At 49.3% G+C, this 19,132-nt stretch carries 22 protein-coding genes; 15 read left to right on the plus strand and 7 right to left on the minus strand.

The features are described 5' to 3' along the window. The first annotated feature begins 48 nt into the window (after positions 1-48). Positions 49-1,320, plus strand: a complete 1,272-nt coding sequence (locus AC5JPW_RS01685; protein ID WP_494237913.1) for an acid phosphatase — start codon at positions 49-51, stop codon at positions 1,318-1,320. A 41-nt stretch (positions 1,321-1,361) separates the two neighbouring features. Here the strand turns inward: AC5JPW_RS01685 and AC5JPW_RS01690 are convergent, their stop codons facing one another. Further along, entirely contained in the window at positions 1,362-1,811 is a 450-nt protein-coding gene (locus AC5JPW_RS01690) for a hypothetical protein (protein WP_494237914.1), read from the minus strand. 230 nt (positions 1,812-2,041) lie between these two features. Between AC5JPW_RS01690 and prlC the strand changes: the two genes are divergently transcribed. Together prlC and rsmJ are read left to right on the plus strand one after the other, a co-directional pair. Beyond that, entirely contained in the window at positions 2,042-4,084 is a 2,043-nt protein-coding gene (prlC, locus tag AC5JPW_RS01695; RefSeq protein WP_494237915.1) for an oligopeptidase A, read from the plus strand. Positions 4,085-4,102: 18 nt separating this feature from the next. Next, positions 4,103-4,867 (plus strand): 16S rRNA (guanine(1516)-N(2))-methyltransferase RsmJ, encoded by a 765-nt coding sequence (rsmJ, locus tag AC5JPW_RS01700; protein WP_494237916.1) that lies wholly within the window; start codon positions 4,103-4,105, stop codon positions 4,865-4,867. 72 nt (positions 4,868-4,939) lie between these two features. Here the strand turns inward: rsmJ and uspA are convergent, their stop codons facing one another. Further along, positions 4,940-5,377, minus strand: coding sequence for a universal stress protein UspA (uspA, locus tag AC5JPW_RS01705; protein WP_494237917.1), 438 nt, complete (start codon positions 5,375-5,377; stop codon positions 4,940-4,942). 398 nt (positions 5,378-5,775) lie between these two features. Between uspA and uspB the strand changes: the two genes are divergently transcribed. Continuing rightward, positions 5,776-6,111, plus strand: a complete 336-nt coding sequence (gene uspB, locus AC5JPW_RS01710; protein WP_494238126.1) for a universal stress protein UspB — start codon at positions 5,776-5,778, stop codon at positions 6,109-6,111. A gap of 68 nt (positions 6,112-6,179) precedes the next feature. Here uspB and pitA read toward each other — a convergent pair whose 3' ends face one another. Further along, complete coding sequence (gene pitA, locus AC5JPW_RS01715; RefSeq protein WP_494237918.1) at positions 6,180-7,682, minus strand: inorganic phosphate transporter PitA; 1,503 nt, start codon at positions 7,680-7,682, stop codon at positions 6,180-6,182. Between the two features lie 230 nt (positions 7,683-7,912). Between pitA and AC5JPW_RS01720 the strand changes: the two genes are divergently transcribed. After that, complete coding sequence (locus AC5JPW_RS01720; protein WP_494237919.1) at positions 7,913-9,115, plus strand: BaiN/RdsA family NAD(P)/FAD-dependent oxidoreductase; 1,203 nt, start codon at positions 7,913-7,915, stop codon at positions 9,113-9,115. Positions 9,116-9,265: 150 nt separating this feature from the next. Here the strand turns inward: AC5JPW_RS01720 and AC5JPW_RS01725 are convergent, their stop codons facing one another. The 3 genes from AC5JPW_RS01725 to ycgZ form a co-directional block, all read right to left on the minus strand. Further along, positions 9,266-9,544, minus strand: a complete 279-nt coding sequence (locus AC5JPW_RS01725; protein ID WP_494237920.1) for a biofilm development regulator YmgB/AriR family protein — start codon at positions 9,542-9,544, stop codon at positions 9,266-9,268. 37 nt (positions 9,545-9,581) lie between these two features. Further along, positions 9,582-9,893, minus strand: coding sequence for a hypothetical protein (locus tag AC5JPW_RS01730; protein WP_494237921.1), 312 nt, complete (start codon positions 9,891-9,893; stop codon positions 9,582-9,584). 134 nt (positions 9,894-10,027) lie between these two features. After that, entirely contained in the window at positions 10,028-10,270 is a 243-nt protein-coding gene (gene ycgZ / locus AC5JPW_RS01735) for a regulatory protein YcgZ (RefSeq protein ID WP_494237922.1), read from the minus strand. A gap of 348 nt (positions 10,271-10,618) precedes the next feature. Between ycgZ and AC5JPW_RS01740 the strand changes: the two genes are divergently transcribed. The 6 genes from AC5JPW_RS01740 (at position 10,619) to AC5JPW_RS01765 (ending at position 14,660) form a co-directional block, all read left to right on the plus strand. Continuing rightward, positions 10,619-11,833, plus strand: a complete 1,215-nt coding sequence (locus AC5JPW_RS01740) for a diguanylate phosphodiesterase (RefSeq protein ID WP_494237923.1) — start codon at positions 10,619-10,621, stop codon at positions 11,831-11,833. A gap of 241 nt (positions 11,834-12,074) precedes the next feature. Further along, on the plus strand, positions 12,075-12,812 hold the full coding sequence (locus AC5JPW_RS01745; protein WP_494237924.1) for a MerR family transcriptional regulator: 738 nt from the start codon (positions 12,075-12,077) through the stop codon (positions 12,810-12,812). A gap of 258 nt (positions 12,813-13,070) precedes the next feature. Beyond that, a complete protein-coding gene (locus tag AC5JPW_RS01750; protein ID WP_494237925.1) occupies positions 13,071-13,277 on the plus strand; it encodes a hypothetical protein in 207 nt (68 codons plus the stop codon). Between the two features lie 190 nt (positions 13,278-13,467). Beyond that, the gene (locus AC5JPW_RS01755) at positions 13,468-13,683 is read left to right on the plus strand and encodes a hypothetical protein (protein WP_494237926.1); all 216 of its coding nucleotides are present in this window, start codon (positions 13,468-13,470) and stop codon (positions 13,681-13,683) included. Between the two features lie 371 nt (positions 13,684-14,054). Then, positions 14,055-14,294 carry a hypothetical protein gene (locus AC5JPW_RS01760; RefSeq protein WP_494237927.1) on the plus strand — a complete coding sequence of 80 codons (240 nt, stop codon included), beginning with the start codon at positions 14,055-14,057 and terminating at the stop codon, positions 14,292-14,294. A 51-nt stretch (positions 14,295-14,345) separates the two neighbouring features. Further along, positions 14,346-14,660, plus strand: a complete 315-nt coding sequence (locus AC5JPW_RS01765; protein WP_494237928.1) for a hypothetical protein — start codon at positions 14,346-14,348, stop codon at positions 14,658-14,660. Between the two features lie 42 nt (positions 14,661-14,702). Here AC5JPW_RS01765 and AC5JPW_RS01770 read toward each other — a convergent pair whose 3' ends face one another. After that, the gene (locus AC5JPW_RS01770) at positions 14,703-14,951 is read right to left on the minus strand and encodes a biofilm development regulator YmgB/AriR family protein (protein WP_494237929.1); all 249 of its coding nucleotides are present in this window, start codon (positions 14,949-14,951) and stop codon (positions 14,703-14,705) included. Between the two features lie 900 nt (positions 14,952-15,851). Here AC5JPW_RS01770 and AC5JPW_RS01775 point away from each other — a divergent pair. The 4 genes from AC5JPW_RS01775 (at position 15,852) to AC5JPW_RS01790 (ending at position 19,120) form a co-directional block, all read left to right on the plus strand. Continuing rightward, the gene (locus AC5JPW_RS01775; protein ID WP_494237930.1) at positions 15,852-16,592 is read left to right on the plus strand and encodes an EAL domain-containing protein; all 741 of its coding nucleotides are present in this window, start codon (positions 15,852-15,854) and stop codon (positions 16,590-16,592) included. Between the two features lie 106 nt (positions 16,593-16,698). After that, positions 16,699-16,950, plus strand: a complete 252-nt coding sequence (locus AC5JPW_RS01780; protein ID WP_494237931.1) for a ParD-like family protein — start codon at positions 16,699-16,701, stop codon at positions 16,948-16,950. Continuing rightward, positions 16,947-17,732, plus strand: coding sequence for a type I methionyl aminopeptidase (gene map / locus AC5JPW_RS01785; RefSeq protein WP_494237932.1), 786 nt, complete (start codon positions 16,947-16,949; stop codon positions 17,730-17,732). Before AC5JPW_RS01780 ends, map begins: the two co-directional genes overlap by 4 nt. A 245-nt stretch (positions 17,733-17,977) precedes the next feature. Next, complete coding sequence (locus AC5JPW_RS01790) at positions 17,978-19,120, plus strand: iron-containing alcohol dehydrogenase (protein ID WP_494237933.1); 1,143 nt, start codon at positions 17,978-17,980, stop codon at positions 19,118-19,120. Positions 19,121-19,132: the final 12 nt, after the last annotated feature.

Here is a 19,132-nt window from a genome sequence, read left to right on the forward strand (position 1 = left end):
CTAGCGTCGTGTGCAGGCAAGGTAATCGTTTGAATAAAAGGATAAAAAATGAAAATCCGTATGACGCTGTTAACCGCTTCCCTGCTGCTGGCTCAACAGGCGATGGCGAAAGATGTGCCGGTCACTGTTGCGCGGGACATCGCGAACACCACCACGCCGGCTTCCGTCAGTCAGCCGTTCGACGAGCTGGAAGCGCAGTCGCTGGCAGCGCTGCGTGAATCGTTGAAAGCGGGCGGTACGTCCATTGATCGTGCGTATCTTGAGAAAGCGGCGCAAAGCAGCACTCAGGCTGATACCGCATGGCTGAAGGCCAGCGGCTATGACTTCAAGGTCAAAGAGAACCAAAAGGCGGGCATTGAGTTGTTATCTGGCTTTAGCAAACTGCCCGCACCGGTGCTGGATCTCAACCTGAAAACCGTTGAAGGCTTCAACCTGAATGCGACCCAGGGTCTGCGTCATCAGGCACTGGCAGACGCCGAAGGCATCAGCTATCTCTATTTTCTCTCCGATGCGTTAGGGCCACGTCTGGGCAAGGCTTTCATCGCTGCCTATGACAAAGGTGAACTCAACAAAGCGGCAGCGCTCATCAAAACCACCGAAATCAGCACCGGTGAGGCGAAAAAACACTTTAACTACAAACGTCCGTTCCTGATTGAAGGCAACACCATTCACCAGGTGCCGGATGATGTGGTGGTGAAAGACAACAAGCCGTATGCGGCGGACGGCGGCTCCTTCCCGAGCGGCCACACCAATACCGGTTACACCGATTCTCTGCTGATGGCGGAGATGATCCCTGAGCGCTTTGACTCCCTGGTTGAACGCGGCGCGCGCTATGGCTACTCGCGCATTGTGCTCGGCGTGCACTACCCACTGGACGTGATGGGTTCGCGTATGGTGGCACAGCGTAACGTAGCCCATTATCTCAATGACCCGGCTTACCGTAAGTTGTTCAACGAAGCGCGTGACCAACTGCGTACTGCGCTGGAGAAAGAGTGTGGCACGACCCTGGCAGAGTGTGCGAAGACGGTCGGCAAAGACGATCCGTATCGTGACCCGGCCATGAAAGAGTTCTATCGCTTCACCATGACCTATGACCTGCCGCAGCAGAAAGGCAAAGCCCAGGCGGTGAAAGTGCCGGAAGGTGCGGAAGTCCTGCTCGAAGCCGCGTTGCCAAATCTGTCAGCGGCGGCACGTCGTGATTTGATGGTGAAAACCGCTCTACCGGGTGGCTACCCACTGTCGGGTGAGACGGCCGATCAGAACTTCTGGCAGCGTCTGAATCTGCCAGCAGCTTATGCGATGGCGCATAAAGCGAAGTAAGTGTTGACCACGGTGCCGGCCCTGCTGGCACCGTTTGCTATTCAGAGACTAAACGCGGTCAGTTCGCGCACGCTGGCACTTGGGTTAGCGCGTTTCACCGCCTCCAGGAAATCGGCAAAATCCGTCTTAAACAGGGTGTAGTTATGGCGAAACCGTACCTGTTTCGTCTGCCCGTCGGCGACAAAAGTGACTATCCAGAAAGAGCGATTATTCACTTCGATGCTGTCCCGTTCGACTTTGGTAATCGCGCTGAGAGGCACAGATTTTTTTACATCGACCTGAATTTCATAAAAATTCTCTGCGTCGAAGTAATAGGTTGTGGGTAACAACTGCCCACCTTTGCCGGGCCGGAAGGTTTTAGTAGGGATAGATATCTTTCGTAACCCCTTATTTGCTTCATCCCCCTTTTTACGCCGCCGCCACTTCGGGAACGTGAGGAGCAGTGCGATAAGCGCCAGCAAGGGCAATATCGACAGAATGGATTTCAACATACGCTCTCCTTGTGTCCGTCATCATGATTATACGCACTGACAGCATTTCTTATTCCCATGATTTCTGAGTGGAAATCGCAGGGTATTCACAAAAAGGCATTGCAGCGATAAGCGCTTCAACGCCACGCCTGCCATTGAAATCCTCTACACTTAACCCCATGCTACAACGTTATGCAGAGCGCCGGATCGTGCGCTTCATTCACTTTCTTAAACAGGACAGGACTGCGTATATGACCAACCCATTGTTGTCGCCTTTCAAATTACCGCCATTTTCTAAAATCCTGCCTGAGCATGTCGTACCTGCCGTAACGAAAGCACTGGACGATTGCCGCACGGCGGTGGAAAGCATGGTCGCACAAAGCGGGCCTTTTACCTGGGAAAATCTTTGCCAACCGCTGGCAGAAGTCGATGACCGCCTGGGCCGTCTTTTCTCCCCGGTGAGCCACCTGAATTCCGTACAAAACAGCCCTGAACTGCGCGAAGCTTACGAGCAAACGCTGCCGCTGCTCTCTGAGTACAGCACCTGGGTTGGCCAGCACGAAGGGCTGTATAACGCCTATCGTGACCTGCGCGATGGCGACCATTACGCCACGCTAAATACCGCACAGAAAAAATCTGTCGACAACGCCCTGCGTGACTTTGAGTTGTCCGGGATTGGTCTGGATAAAGAGAAACAGAAACGTTACGGCGAAATCGCCGCGCGCCTGTCTGAACTGGGCAATCAGTACAGCAACAACGTGCTGGATGCGACCATGGGCTGGAGCAAACTGATTACCGACGAAGCCGAGCTCTCCGGGATGCCGGAAAGCGCGCTGGCGGCGGCGAAAGCGCAGGCTGAAGCCAAAGAACAGCAGGGCTACCTGCTTACCCTGGATATCCCGAGTTACCTGCCGGTGCTGACCTACTGCGACAATCAGCCGCTGCGTGAAGAGATGTACCGCGCGTACAGCACCCGTGCCTCCGATCAGGGTCCGAACGCGGGCAAGTGGGACAACAGCCCGGTGATGGAAGAGATCCTCGCCCTGCGCCACGAACTGGCACAGCTGCTCGGCTTTGAAAGCTACGCCTTCAAATCACTGGCGACCAAAATGGCGGAGAACCCGTCTCAGGTGCTCGATTTCCTCAACGACCTTGCTAAGCGTGCGCGTCCGCAGGGCCAGAGAGAACTCGCGCAGCTGCGCGCCTTCGCCAAAAAAGAGTTTGGTGTTGATGAGCTGCAGCCGTGGGACATTGCTTACTACAGCGAAAAACAGAAACAGCACCTGTACAGCATAAGCGATGAACAACTGCGTCCGTACTTCCCGGAAAATAAAGCAGTTAGCGGTCTGTTTGAAGTGGTGAAACGCATTTATGGCATCACCGCGAAAGAGCGTACGGATGTTGAAGTCTGGCACCCGGAAGTGCGTTTCTTCGAGCTGTATGACGACAGCAATGAACTGCGCGGTAGCTTCTATCTCGACCTCTATGCCCGTGAGCATAAACGCGGCGGTGCGTGGATGGATGATTGTGTCGGGCAGATGCGCCTGGCAGACGGTTCACTGCAAAAACCGGTGGCCTATCTCACCTGTAACTTCAACCGTCCGGTCAATGGCAAGCCTGCGCTCTTCACTCACGACGAAGTCATCACCCTGTTCCATGAGTTCGGTCACGGTCTGCACCATATGCTGACCCGTATCGAAACCCCGGGGGTTGCTGGTATCAGTGGTGTGCCATGGGACGCCGTCGAACTGCCGAGCCAGTTTATGGAAAACTGGTGCTGGGAGCCGGATGCGCTGGCGTTTATCTCTGGTCACTATGAAACCGGCGAGCCGCTGCCGCAGGATCTGCTCGATAAAATGCTGGAAGCGAAAAACTACCAGGCGGCGCTGTTTATTCTGCGTCAGCTGGAGTTCGGCCTGTTCGACTTCCGTCTGCATGCGGAATTTAACCCGGAACACGGGGCGAAAATCCTCGATACGCTGTTTGAGATTAAAAACCAGGTTGCCGTGATGCAAAGCCCGTCCTGGGGCCGCTTCCCGCACGCCTTCAGCCACATCTTTGCCGGTGGCTATGCGGCAGGTTACTACAGCTATCTGTGGGCTGACGTGCTGGCGGCAGATGCTTACTCACGCTTCGAAGAAGAGGGGATTTTCAACCGCGAAACCGGTCAGTCCTTCCTCGACAACATCCTGACCCGTGGCGGTTCCGAAGAGCCAATGGAGCTGTTCAAACGCTTCCGTGGCCGCGAACCGCAGCTGGATGCGATGTTGGAGCATTACGGTATCGAAGATTAACCGCCGGGTGTCACATAAGTGAAAATCTGTTTAGTGGATGAAACAGGCGCCGGAGACGGCGCCTTATCTGTTCTTGCGTCCCGCTGGGGGCTGGAACATGACGATGAGAATGTGATGGCGCTGGTGCTGACAGCGTCTCGCCTGGAGCTGCGTAAGCGCGATGAACCGAAACTTGGCGGCATTTTCGTGGATTTTGTCGACGGGGCGATGGCACATCGGCGCAAGTTTGGTGGTGGACGCGGAGAAGCAGTCGCCAAAGCGGTCGGCATTAAGGGCAGCTACCTGCCGGACGTGGTGGATGCCACGGCGGGCCTGGGGCGTGATGCCTTTGTGCTGGCGTCTGTAGGCTGCCGTGTGCGTATGCTGGAGCGTAATCCGGTTGTCGCTGCGCTGCTGGATGATGGCCTGGCACGCGGTTACGCTGACCCGGAAATTGGCGGCTGGTTACAGGAACGGTTGCAGCTGATTCATGCGTCAAGCCTGACAGGGCTGGCGGATATTACGCCGCGCCCGCAGGTGGTCTACTTAGATCCGATGTTCCCGCATAAGCAGAAAAGCGCGCTGGTGAAAAAAGAGATGCGCGTATTCCAGTCGCTGGTGGGGCCGGACCTGGATGCCGACGGTTTACTCGAACCCGCACGTCAACTGGCGACGAAACGGGTGGTAGTGAAGCGCCCGGATTATGCGCCGCCGCTGGCTAATGTGGCGACTACCAATGCGGTGACCACTAAAGGCCACCGGTTTGATATTTATACCGGGACGCCGGAGGAGAGTGCGGTCTGATGCCCTCACCCTAAGCTAGAAAACAAAACGCCCGCATCAGCGGGCGTTGTCATACTGGTCAACAGAACCAGATTAATCTTCTTCATCGTCCTTCAGCGGGACAATCAGCATATCGACGTGAACGGTGTTAATCAGCTGGCGAGCCGAAGACATCAGCTTGCTCCAGAAATCCTGATGATGACCGCAGACCACCAAATCCATATCGTATTTTTTGATGGCATCAACCAGCACCTGCCCCAGATCACCGCTACCGCTCAGTGTTTCAGTAATCGGATAACCTGCGTTGGTGGAGAGTTCAGTCAGCGCCTGATGCGTTTCATCGGAGATGCGTTTTTGCATATCGCCGAGGTTAACGTCAATAAGGCCAGTGTAAAGATCGGAATAGTTAACATCGACATGAATCAGGGACACTTTCGCGTTGTAAGGACGTGCCATGGAGACTGCTTTCTCAACCAGCAATTTGCTTTCAGGTGAGAGGTCTACCGCGATGAGTATGTGTTTGTAAGCCATAATGTTACTCCTTCCATAAGTTTTCGATGACCACAGGGTCGATCCCCTATGATGCAGTGGCACTTCCCACGTCCTGCATACAACCTGCGCGGGTAGCGCCCGGCCTTAAGGATCTCATTGTAGAGGATATTTCTACCTTATAACTCTCTTATAACGTCGTCAATGCGCCACGATCACGAATCCCTTAAGTCATATTTACAACCAGATGCAATAGATCGCTTAAGGATGTGGCAAAAAAATAGACTGATCTCCTACACTATTTAATGAGCCGTTCGGATAAAAGTTTGTGATCCCGATCGGTTATTGGTAACACTCTTCACTGAATGACTTGGGTGATATCTGGGAGCGGTAGTCCCGGAGCAAGTTTCCGTGGGCAGGTCGCCGGGGGAGTAGATATGATGATCAGCACCGTCGCGCTGTTTTGGGCGTTATGCATCGTTTGTGTTGTTAACATGGCGCGTTACTTTTCGTCGTTACGTGCTTTGCTAGTGGTACTGCGTGGTTGTGACCCGTTGCTTTATCAATATGTAGATGGCGGAGGCTTTTTTACCTCCCATGGACAGCCTGGTAAGCAGATGCGTTTGGTGTGGTATATCTACGCCCAACGTTATCGCGATCATCATGATGATGAGTTCATTCGCCGTTGTGACCGTGTGCGTGGTCAGTTCATCTTAACCAGCGCGTTGTGCGGTTTAATCGTAGTGAGTTTGATTGCGTTGATGATATGGCACTGAGCATATAAAAACGGGCCAGCAAGCTGACCCGTTTTTATCCGTCACACCGAAGTATTAGGGTGGCGTTTTTAAATCAGCTTCAGGGCAATCCAGTACAGCACTCCTGAGAGAATGATGGATGCGGGCAATGTGAACACCCAGGCCATCAGAATGCTGGTCACGGTTTTGCGTTGCAGACCGCCGCCATCCACAATCATGGTCCCCGCCACGGAGGACGAGAGCACGTGAGTGGTGGAGACGGGCATACCGGTATAGCTCGCCAGACCGATAGAAACAGCCGCCGTCATCTGAGCGGACATCCCCTGCGCATAGGTCATGCCTTTCTTACCGATTTTCTCACCGATAGTGGTTGCAACACGACGCCAGCCAATCATCGTACCCAGGCCCAACGCCAGTGCGACGGCCATGATAATCCAGATTGGCGCGTACTCGATGGTGCTCAGCATATCGCCTTTCAGCTTTTTAAGCAGGCGTTGATCATCTGCACTCACCTCAGGCATTTTGGTCACCTGGTCGGTAATATCAGACAGGCAAAGCATGATGCGGCGCAGCTGGCTACGTTGCTCGATTGCCAGTTTGTCGTAGCTTTCGATTCCGGTCAGCATCTCTTTCGCCTTGTCCAGCGCGATAATGGCGCGGCCAGGGTGACAATGGAATTCTGTCGGATTCGATACGACGTCAGTCGGTGCCGGAACCGGGGCCATAGGGTCAACACCGGTCACTTTTTGCAGCAGGTCAGGATGCTGCTGGAAGTACGTTTCCACGTTGTTGACTGCATCACGGGTACGGGTGATATCGTAACCCGTGGCATTCATGTTGACCACGAAGCCCGCAGGTGCGACGCCAATCAGTACCAGCATAATCAAACCAATGCCTTTCTGACCGTCGTTTGCGCCGTGGGAGAAACTCACGCCAATAGCAGAGAGAATCAGGGCAATACGTGTCCAGAATGGAGGCTTTCTTTTACCGTCCTGCTTTTCACGTTCAGCAGGCGTTAAATGGATGCGATCGCGTTTTTTGCTTCCACTCCAGAAGCGACGCAGGATGTACACCAGGCCGCCAGCAAACACCAGACCCACGATCGGTGAAACGATCAGTGAACCAAAGATGTTCAGCACTTTAGGAATGTTAAGCGCGTCGACCACCGAGGTACCGGTCATCAGGGCGTTGGTTAAACCAATACCGATAATGGCGCCAATCAGGGTGTGTGAACTGGATGCCGGAAGACCAAGATACCAGGTACCCAGGTTCCAGATAATGGCTGCCAGCAACATAGAGAAGACCATGGCGAGGCCATGTGCGGAACTCACGTTGAGCAGTAAATCGGTCGGTAACATATGCACAATCGCATAAGCGACACTTAGCCCCCCCAGCAGAACGCCGAAGAAGTTAAACACAGCCGCCATCACAACAGCGAGTTGTGAGCGCATTGCACGAGTATAGATAACCGTAGCTACAGCGTTTGCCGTGTCGTGGAAGCCGTTGATCGCTTCGTAGAACAGAACAAAAACCAGAGCAAGCAAAAGTAATAACCCGGTATGAAGATCCAGGCCGGCAAATAAATGTAGCATAGGACGTTACGCCATCTTGGGGACATGAACGCGGCGCATTATCAGTGACTTTAGTGACATCGGCAAAGTGAAATATGGACTTTTTTTGACATTCTTTATTATTTTGCTTCTTGGCTTTAAGCATATTCTCATATTTTTCAATGAAATGAGCAAAGGTCTGGATATTCGGGCTGGTGCGACCACCTTGAAATATTTACAATCCGCGGCGACTAAAATGAGTGAGGTGAAGTGTGGAAAGGTTTGATGCCATCGTTATCGGTGCCGGTGCGGCAGGGATGTTTTGTGCAGCTCAGGCAGGGCAGGCGGGCTTGCGCGTGCTGCTATTGGATAACGGTAAAAAACCTGGTCGTAAGATCCTTATGTCGGGTGGTGGTCGCTGCAACTTCACTAACCTTTATGTCGAACCTGCTGCGTATCTCAGTCAAAACCCTCATTTTTGCAAATCTGCCCTCGCCCGCTATACCCAATGGGATTTCATCGATCTGGTCGGCAAGTACGGTATCGCCTGGCATGAGAAGACCCTCGGGCAGCTCTTCTGCGATGATTCCGCCGAACAGATTGTCAGCATGCTGGTAGCTGAGTGTGAAAAGGGTGAGGTTACGACACGTCTGCGCAGTGAGGTACTCAGTGTATCTCGTGATGAGAGCGGCTACACGTTGCAGCTTAATGGGGGGACGGTTAGTACATCAAAGCTGGTGATTGCTTCTGGTGGACTCTCTATGCCGGGGCTGGGGGCTTCGCCGTTCGGCTACAAAATCGCGGAACAGTTTGGCCTGAAGGTCCTACCAACGCGCGCAGGACTGGTGCCTTTCACACTGCATAAGCCGATGCTTGAACAGTTCCAGGTACTTTCCGGCGTATCCGTTCCTTCCATTATCACCGCAGAAGATGGCACGGTGTTTAAAGAGAATCTGCTCTTCACCCATCGCGGTCTGTCCGGACCGGCGGTACTGCAAATTTCCAGCTACTGGCAGGCAGGGCAATTTGTCAGCATCAATTTGCTCCCTGAGTGCGACCTGGAAAGTTTCCTGAATGAACAGCGTCAGTCGCATCCAAACCAGAGCCTGAAAAACACGCTGGCAATGCAATTGCCTAAACGGCTGGTGGAGTGCCTGCAACAGCTCGGGCAAATTTTGGATGTCACCCTGAAACAGCTCAACAGTCGCGAACAGGAAACACTGGTCGACAGTCTGACGAACTGGCGTGTGCAACCTAACGGCACTGAAGGCTATCGCACTGCGGAAGTGACACTCGGTGGCGTTGACACCCATGAACTCTCTTCACGTACCATGGAAGCGCGCAACGTGCCTGGCCTCTATTTTATTGGCGAAGTGATGGATGTGACCGGGTGGTTAGGGGGCTATAACTTCCAGTGGGCCTGGGCCAGCGCCTGGGCATGTGCGCAGGCACTGGTAGAGACTCACCAAGCCTGAATCAGTAAACCGTGAGTTTGTGCAGTGTTAACTCACCATCCAGCAATTCCTTGTGCAACTCGACAAGGTTCCTGAGATAAGGTTGTTGAAAGTGTGCGTCACGATCTATCCGGCACATATTGCCTAAAACTAGAACGAGCGTTGTGGCACTCAGATGTCGTCTGAGGTGTGATCAACCACGATCTCCAGCGTCTTGCGGATCACATCGCCGGTGACCACGTCTTCGGTGTTCTCCAGCAGATTGATCAATCGCAGAATGATGGCTTTGTTGGTGATCGGCTCTTCGTAAGCCAGAATGCTGCGAATGACGCCACCAAGAATCGTTGCCTCTTCTGCCAGAAGATCACCCGCGTTTTTGAAATAGTCAGTCAGCGCGCTATCAGGAAGATTCTCGTGGTGTTCTGAGGTATCAATCATCACTTGGCTCATTTATGTAGGCCTTAATAAGTTGTTGTGCCGGGAGCAGTTAGTGCTTTTTACTGCGCCCTTGCCGTTGGCGATTGCCGAATAATGGATACACATTATCTCTGGCACCTTTGTTCAACACATTTTGTTCAGTGCTGGTCCCATCACTGGCAGAGATAATGTGGCTGTGACTGATTTCCTCAACCAGTCTGGCCAGCATTCTCCGACGCTGATTATCCTGCTCATTGCTCTGCATCGTTTGTAACCTGGCAATGAGGGAGAGCGTGTTAATTGGGCCTTTGTCATGGAGAAGCGATAGCACCGCTTCTCCAATCAGTTCATCTGTGATCTGTTCATTTTTACTACTCTTCATAACTGCATCTCTGATTGCCGCACCGTTCAGATAATGAAACGCGGCATTGAGTCAATCCTCCGGTACAGGCGGCAGGCTATTCAGTGTGCCCGCCAGGAACAACTCAGTTCACCAGGTGATTTGCTGCGTTCCGCTTAATCTGGACCAAAGAGCAGGCCAATCAACATTTGGTAGTGCCTCTCTTCTTCTGGCGTAGAAGCCTGATCCAGTCGGCTCAGTAGCTTGGTACAGAGTGATTTTCTGTTCAGATGTCGACCATCTTTGAGGATCTCTACCACGATCTGCCCAAGCGTCTCCTGCTGAGTGGGCAGGTCCGCTCTGTTGAAATACTGGGCAATGGCATTCGCTGTGTCCGGTAGGTAGCCGTTCTGCTGCATGGGTCACTCCTGTAAAGCCAATAGTCAGTGAATTAATCAACTAAGTTATACAACTATAGAAAAACTGTACATTAAAGTTGTACAAATTTAACCTTCTTTTTGATCAAAAAGTGCTAGTAGTTAATTTTCAAAGAGATAGGTGTAAAGAATCAGGTGGAAATCGGACTTTCGGTCTACACTTTGTGCGCAGTATTTAGAAGGTGATGAGTAAAGCCTCAAGGATTGCAGGACTTTTTGTCATTTCAACATCAATTAGTTGTATACCCGCCGTTGGTCTCGAGGGTTAAAAGACCCCCTGCGCATGCCTCTGCTAATGTGGCGATTACAACGCTTTCTTTCGGAAAGTACATGCTTACAACAATCATTTACCGTAGCCATATCTGCGAGAATGTTCCGTTCTCCATGCTGGAGGATATGGTTTCTACTGCGAATACCAGGAACTGGCACGTCGATGTCACGGGTATTTTGCTCTTCAACGGCACCCATTTTTTCCAGTTGCTGGAAGGGCCTGAAGAGAAGATTTCAACCATATATCAGCACATTTGCCAGGATACCCGGCACTACAACATTGTGGAGCTACTGCGCGACTATGCGCCGTCGCGTCGATTTGGTAAGTGCGGTATGGAACTCTTTGATTTACGAGAGTATGGCAGGGAAGACGTGCTGCAAAATGTACTGGATAAGGGAACGTCAAAGTATCAGTTGACCTATGAAGATCGCGCCTTGCAATTCTTCCGTACCTTTGTTGAGGACCTTGAGAAAGAGAACTACTTTGAAATCCCACCGGGGGATTCCTGGGAATTTATTCCCGATGAGGACAACTCAATTCCTAAAACCGTGTCCGCAAACAGTGAACAAGGTTGTCACTTCGCTTTCCAGCCCATTATTGATCCCTTCGCTCGCGAAGTGGTGTCGGTTGAAGCTCTGCTCCGTACACCGAAAGGTGGGTCGGCTCAGGAATGGTTCGACGCATTGGCGGGAGATGAAATCTATGAGGCTGATCTAACAAGCAAAAAGGTCGCTTTTGCCCTTGCGACTGCGCTGAATCTGGGCGAACAGACGCTGTCAGTTAACCTGCTTCCAATGACACTGGTGAAGATCCCGGGTGCGGTGAATTTCCTTCTTGATGAGGCCAAAGCGAACGGGCTTGTACCGGAGCAAGTTATCGTTGAGTTTACTGAAAGCGAAGTGATCTCCCGCCTGGATGAGTTCACTGAAGGTGTCAAATTGCTAAAAGGTGCGGGCTTCCGTGTGGCTATTGATCACTTTGGGGCGGGTTTTGCGGGGCTGAAATTGCTGGCGCAATTCCAGCCGGAGCGGATCAAAATTAACCGTGACCTCATAAAAGATGTACACAAGAGCGGGCCCCGTCAGGCAATTATACAAGCCATCATCAAATGCTGTATTTCTCTGGAAATCATGGTCTCGGCGGTAGGCGTAGAGAAGCCGGAAGAATGGATGTGGCTTGAGTCTGCGGGGATCTCACAGTTCCAGGGGTATCTCTTTGCCCGCCCACTGTTCGGGGCAATTCCTGCTGTTTCCTGGCCGGAAAAAAAGGTGTGATCACCCGTTTTATTCCCCCCGTTTTTGTCTGATCCAACCCATACTATTCAGAGCGAGAACTTTGGTAGTATGGGTGTGTTCACATATCCTTAATTAAAATTCTGATTCTGAATTTTGCAGAATTCAGGTTATGCTTGCAGACCCGCTGTTCCATAGTTGTACAGCATAAAATGAATTGTACAACCTGTTCGTATTAGCTAATTTAGATATACATGTATCGGGTTTGAGTACGAGGGAACTGATGACCTTTTACAGTATTGGCGATGTCGCCGAACGATGCGGAATTAACCCTGTCACACTGCGCGCCTGGCAGCGGCGCTATGGTTTGCTCAAACCTCAGCGAAGCGAGGGAGGGCACCGCCAGTTTGATGAGGAAGATATTCAGCGTATCGAAAATATCAAACGATGGATCGAGAGCGGCGTACCTGTAGGCAAAGTCAAAGCGTTGCTGGAAGAAAAAAAAGTGGATTCCCATGATGGCTGGGAATCACTGCAAGAGGAGCTAATGGCGTCGCTGCGTCATGTTCGCCCTGCTAAGCTCCGCGCTACCGTTAATGCATTCTGCCGTGAACACCCTGTTGATGCGCTTATTGATCATGTTTTTGTGCCGGTGCGTCAGCGGCTTTCATTGGACCAAAATACGGCTCGTGCGATGTGCAGCTTGCTTGACGGCATTTTGATCGACCATGTCATCCTGTCATTGACCCGTGCCCGTAAAAAGCCAGGTAAAGATGCTCTGCTTATTGGCTGGGGGATTGAAGACCGAACACGTTTGTGGCTGGAAGCCTGGCGCTTGTCGCAGCGAGGTTGGAATATTGATGTGTTAGCTGAACCTCTTGACTCGCCCCGACCTGAACTTTTTCCGGGGCAACAGATTTTTGTCTGGGCAGATAAAACATTGTCTCGCTATCAGCAAGAACAGCTTACTCACTGGCAAAAACAGGGATTTTCTATAGCCCTCCACGATGTCTCGATATAAGACAGATAACTGTTTGTAAATCCGCAATATATTCGATGAGTTTCCAGGGGGCTATATCCCCCCTCATGACCCATTTTTCACGCCATGATAATAAAACATTTCCCTTTTCACATTGAGTAATATTTATCCTGCTCTGGGAACATATGATTTCCTATGTCCTAAGAATCCCCTGAATAATTAATTGCAAGAGACACAGTAGCTATACTGAAAGTGTAAGTCATTTATTTACATCACTACATTAATAAAGGAGGAATATTAATGAGACACACTGGTGAAAATAAATTGGGTTATGTTGCAATTGGTGATGCAGTCCTGAATCAGATTAATGGTCATGAGGAAATATCTCGTGAATCACTAATTCAGATACTGGATAAACAGGCAGCGGAGGTCAGCAGTGATGAAAAACGTAAGCAACTATCCCTTGGTCAATCTCTCTTGAGAGATAGCACCATGTCCCCGGATTAGTCTATTAAATATAGATGATCGCCATTTATTCTTGTAGCACGAATGTGTCGAAATGACTCGATAATATTCCGTGATACGAGGTTCATAAACTCATGTCTGAATATTTAAGTCATCGAGTCAAATACACGCTAACAACCTGTTTTAATTAAATGTATTCATTTCCACTAACAAGGGGGAATATTCTCTATCTATGGTTAAAAAAACCAATGATGATGCTTTGACGCAAGAAGAATTAATTCGTGAAGCGATTGGCCTGGCGACGACTCACCTGATGAAAAAGGGAGTGCCTGTAACGGCACGCACACTTATCCAGTTCCTGATGCAGGTTGAGGAGCGCACGGAAGAGGCGGTTCACAAATCCGTTTATCAGGCCGCGCGAAAGCGAGTGCAGCAGAAAATGCAGTAGACCAGCGTTCAGGGACACATGTTTAACGTGTTGAACCGCTATTGAGCGTGAGGAGGGTATGATGGAAAAGAAAAAATCATGGCACATGATTTATCTGAGGCATTGAGCCCAACTGGCTTAATCTGGAGTAATGGGCAATAACTCTGCCCTGGAGGCCAATTAATGTCTCCAGGGATTAATATTGCGTAACACTAATCTAATGCTGTGCCTGGTAATTTTTAGGTTTTCGTTGTCAACAGTAGGACACAGAAACATGAGTTATTCTTTCATTTAACCGCCCGGGATGACACAATGCAGCGCACCTATTTGCGTAAAGCATTTATGGATACTGTCAGTAAGGTATTTTCCTGAACGGATTGAGAAGGTTAAATATGATTAACTCAGATAATGACAGTAAGGGGAAAGCGGAACTGCCGCCAGGCGGCGATATGCTGAGTATCGAGCAGACGATCGGTGCTATCGTTGTTCAACTGCTTCGTGAAGGTCATACCATTACGCGGCAACGACTTTGTGTAGCGGTGGCGGGACGTATTCACAATAATACACCTCCGCTCCTTGAAGCACATTATGAAGATATTCTGCGCCTGCTTTTGACCCGGCATTCTGATTAACGCTTTTCAGCATGTATATTGCACTGATGAGCGAACGTTAAAGGAGTCATCATGTTCAAAAATGTTAAAGATAGCCTCGTTGAAGTTGTCATCGGTGATGCCATTCTTGAGCTGCTTGAAGCAGATGCACCTATTTCTCATGAGGCATTACTCACTATGCTCACCCGACACCTTGAAAGGGAAACACGTGAAACAAGGCGGGAAGCACTGTTGTCTGCAATGGATGAAGTGCGCCAGAGCCTGTCGTTGTCGGGCGAAAAAGGGAAAGAGGCAACTCAATGGGGTGGGGGAGGAAACAAACGCTATGAAGGCCAACGGCCGCATTTGAACACCGATCCTCCGGGACGGGGTGATAAAAAACACTAATCGTTCACATCCGGTATCGCAGTAAAATCAACGTCGTCTGGGTTAGAGATCGTCGGGTGTTCTGTGAACAATCATTTCAAGCGCATTGCGGTAAAGTGACGATCTCCCAGGATCTGTTTCGTGTTCAAGACGGCGGATGATGGCCAGAATAATTTCTTTGTTTCCTGTCGGCAGATACAAGGCTGCCAGTTCATCTTCGACGGTTTTAATTAAAGTGAGTTCGGCACTGTATGCGGGCATGCGAATGGTCTGAGCCGGGTTAAGAAACTCGATTGTAGGAAGTACTGTCATCTCATTGCCTCCAGTAAGTGATCTCGCCTGCACATCAGAAAACTCTCCATTGTGAATTAAACGTAGACTGCTTTTAACGTAATGCATAGCGGCCTAAATAAATTTTATCGATTCTAAAACTGGGGCCATTTTAACGAATGCATTCTTCATCGGTAGGCCAGGTAAGCGAAGCGGCTACCGTGTTGTCCAGCAGTACGAAGTCTGATTAAGGCAGGGAAGCTCGAGTGGACAGGGGAGTGGGCAATAAAAAATATCGATTACTTTTCTCTGGAGCTAACCCTTGCCCCGTGTTGTGATGAATAAGTTTACGGTTGGTTAAATAATATATAATTTTTCTTTATGGCAATATTTGTTAAAGAACCCCCGGATCTTTAATTTCCTTAATTCTACTTTTTGCAACTTATGCTAAATTACTGACTCAAAACTTCTCTCCTAATCACGTACTTTTCTTGCATGTATGATGATATTTTCCCCCACCATCTCAGCATGATTAAACATGAAATACGTTAATATGTCTGAGTTTTAGATAGGGGTATCTATTTCTCTCATTTTCAATGTTATCAATATGTAAAATCTCTTGTATAAGTAACATGAATGTGTTTCATGTGAAAATATAATTTGCATTTTATGATAAGAAAACATGATGTTTATGAAAATAATCAACCAATTTTCAGTCGGTTATGATGTGCAAATTCTCTCTGATTTCCTTGTCTGATAAGGCTTAGCCATAATTTAAATAGATTGCAGCGATCATTGAAATAATCTAGATAGGCAAAACCTATCAAATTATAAATATTGATCATTTAAAACAATTTTTAAATATCTGAAATAAATGATTAGAATACGTAATGTATGGGACTTTTTAAATGCATTCTTGTGGGTCAATGGAACGATAAATAAATGGAAACAAGAATTTTCGAATTCAATGAGAAAAAGTTTCATATGACTGCGGCATTTCAGCCGATCGTGAGTTTGCACGAACAAAGAATTGACCAGTATGAGGCCCTTGCAAGATTTAAAAATGAAGAAGGAATGCCAGTATCCACACAAAAAATAATAGATAGTGCGGAGAAAGCAGGCACAGTTAGTACGATTACAGATTTTATTTTTAAATTAATTTGCAGTTTGATAGCAAAAAAAAGAAATTTAAAAGTGTCATTTAATTTTTCTCACCATTTACTTAATGACACTAATTATCCTGAAAAATTTTATCTTGAATGCGCCACCCAGGGCGTCGATCCACAAAATATTGAAATTGAAATCAGTGAGAAAGTCACTAAAGACCAGCTCCTTCATTGCGAGCGGTTTTTAAAGAAAGCAAAAGAGTATGGTTTCTCTATTTCGCTCGATGACTTCGGTGCTGGCAACATCAAACTCGAAAGTTTGGGGCTTTTCAATTTTGATACCATAAAAATAGATCGTTCCATTGTCGATGGCATCGGTCAAAATGAAGTTAAGCGTAAATCTTTGCACAATATTTTGACGAGTATTCTGCAACTTGATGTCAACATCATTTGTGAAGGGGTCGAAAAGAAAGCCGATCTCAACTTGCTCAAAAAATACAAAAACATTGGCGTACAGGGATACATTTTCTACTATCCCTTAACGATCAAACAGTTGAAGCTTCTCGAAGAGTTCTAGCCCTGAGAAACGGGCTGGCTCTCTTTCTCGCTCCCCGCATCCTCCCTTTCAGATTCCCCGTTTTGGTGTACTATATGTTTCATATATGAAACATATATGGTGACCTATGGGCATTGTTAAAATCTCCGACCTGATGCACGAGAACCTGCGTCTGGCCAGCAACGCGCTGAGCCGCTCAATCAACGCGCAGGCAGAACACTGGCTTAAAGTCGGCATGCTCGCGGAACTCTACCCGCATTTGACGCATCAGCAATTGACCCGACTGCTGATTCAGGCAGAACTCAACGGCGGCGTTGATATTGATAAGTTGATCGACGGCGAACCCCTATCATTAGCGATGGAGCAGGAAGCACATTGAGCAACGTAAAAATTCACACTCAACAAGAGGTTGAGATGGCACGTGCTGCCGGACATGCGGCGGCGAAAGTGCTGGAGATGATCAAAAATCACGTGCGCGCAGGCGTAACAACCGATGAACTCGATACGCTCTGCCATGACTATATTCGTGATGAGCTACAAGCCATTCCGGCCAACATTGGTTACCACGGTTACACCCGCACCGTTTGTACTTCAGTCAACCATGTGGTCTGCCACGGCATTCCCTCAGCTAAGATCCTGAAAAATGGCGATATCGTAAATATCGACGTGGCTATCATTAAAGATGGATGGTACGGCGATACCAGCCGTATGTATGTGGTCGGCGAGCCTTCCGTGCGTGCTAATCGTCTGATCAAAGTGACCTACGACTCGATGATAGCCGGCATTAAGGCGGTTAAACCGGGTGCGACATTGGGTGATGTGGGTGCCGCAATTCAGCAGGTTGCCGAATCCGCCGGGTTCTCAGTGGTAAAAGAGTATTGTGGGCATGGTGTTGGACAGGTTTATCACGACGAGCCACAGGTTCTGCACTACGGCAAACCGGGCACGGGTCTGGTGTTGAAAGAAGGGATGATCTTTACTATTGAACCGATGATCAATGCCGGGAAAGCGGCAACCAGCGTGCTCTCCGATGGTTGGACGGTCGTCACCAAAGATCGTTCACTCTCGGCCCAGTGGGAGCACATGGTCGCCGTCACCAGTACGGGCTTTGATGTTCTTACTCCGTGGCCGGATCCGTCGGACGATTATCCCGCACTTTGATTTTTGATAATAAATTGGGTAGATCTTTTTTAACGGATCTCCCCGATCCCTAATCCCGATCAAAATTAAGCAGTACTCTCTAATACCTCTGGCCCATCACAAATTCCTGCAGATATTACTGGGACAATCGCCCGTATTCATTTCCTGATTGGCTTTTACTCTGCGCACATCCAATTTTTCTCAGCACTTAATCTTCGTGCGCAAAATAAAAATTAATCTTTCATCTTAAATATAGGGAGTCTTCTATGACACTTTCATTTTCTATTCCGCGCAGCATTATTTATGGCGAAAATGCATTAGCACATCTGTCGACATTAAAAGGCAAAAAAGCCGCGCTGGTTACTGGCGGCAGTTCAATGAAACGGTTTGGTTTCCTCGATAAGGCTATCAGCGAGTTGAATAAAGCCGGGATGGAATGCACCGTAATTGATAATGTGGAGCCAAACCCATCGGTGGAAACCGTGTGGCGGGGGGCGAAAGCGATGCTCGACTTCCAGCCGGACTGGATTGTCGCCATCGGCGGAGGATCAGCGCTGGATGCAGCTAAAGTGATGTGGTGTTTCTACGAACATCCAACGCTCACATTCGAAGACATCATCCCCGTGGGCTCTATGCCTGCATTGCGTAACAAAGCTCGTTTCGTTGCCATTCCGTCAACCAGCGGCAGCGCTTCTGAAATCACGGCCTTCTCGGTTATTACGGACACCGCTAACCACATTAAATACCCTATTGTGGCTGCTGATCTGGTGCCTGATATTGCAATTCTCGACCCAACCATTCCGGCCAAAATGCCACCGCATGTTACCGTCCACACGGGTATGGATGTCCTGACGCACGCCATTGAAGCCTACGTGTCCACGGCCGCCAATTCTTTTACCGACCCTTATGCTGTAGAAGCCATCCGTCTTGTCTTTGATTATCTGGAAACCGCGTATCATTCACCGAATGATTTAAACGCTCGCATGCACATGCATAATGCCTCAGCGCTGGCTGGTATTGCTTTTACCAATGCCTCATTGGGGTTGGTGCATTCCATGGCGCATAAAATTGGTGGCGAGTTTGGTATCACTCACGGTCTGGCTAATGCCATTATGCTGCCGTATATCATTCAATATAATTCTATTTACACCAACAAATACCAGAAACTGGAAGCTGCATTAGGCATTGATAACCTTATTGCGAAAATTAAGGGTTTGAATAAGCGTCTGGATATTCCCGAAACGCTGGGCACATGCGGTGAAGTGGAAATAAAAGAAGTGGCCTTTAAGCAGGTACTGGACAGAATGAGCAGCAACGCGGTAGCCGACCCCTGCACTCTGACTAACCCCAACCAGCCGACGGTACAGGATGTAAAAACCCTCTACAGCGCGGCTTATTATGGCGGCTAAATGACGTATGCC

The sequence above is a fragment of the Phytobacter sp. genome, from assembly GCF_059074235.1.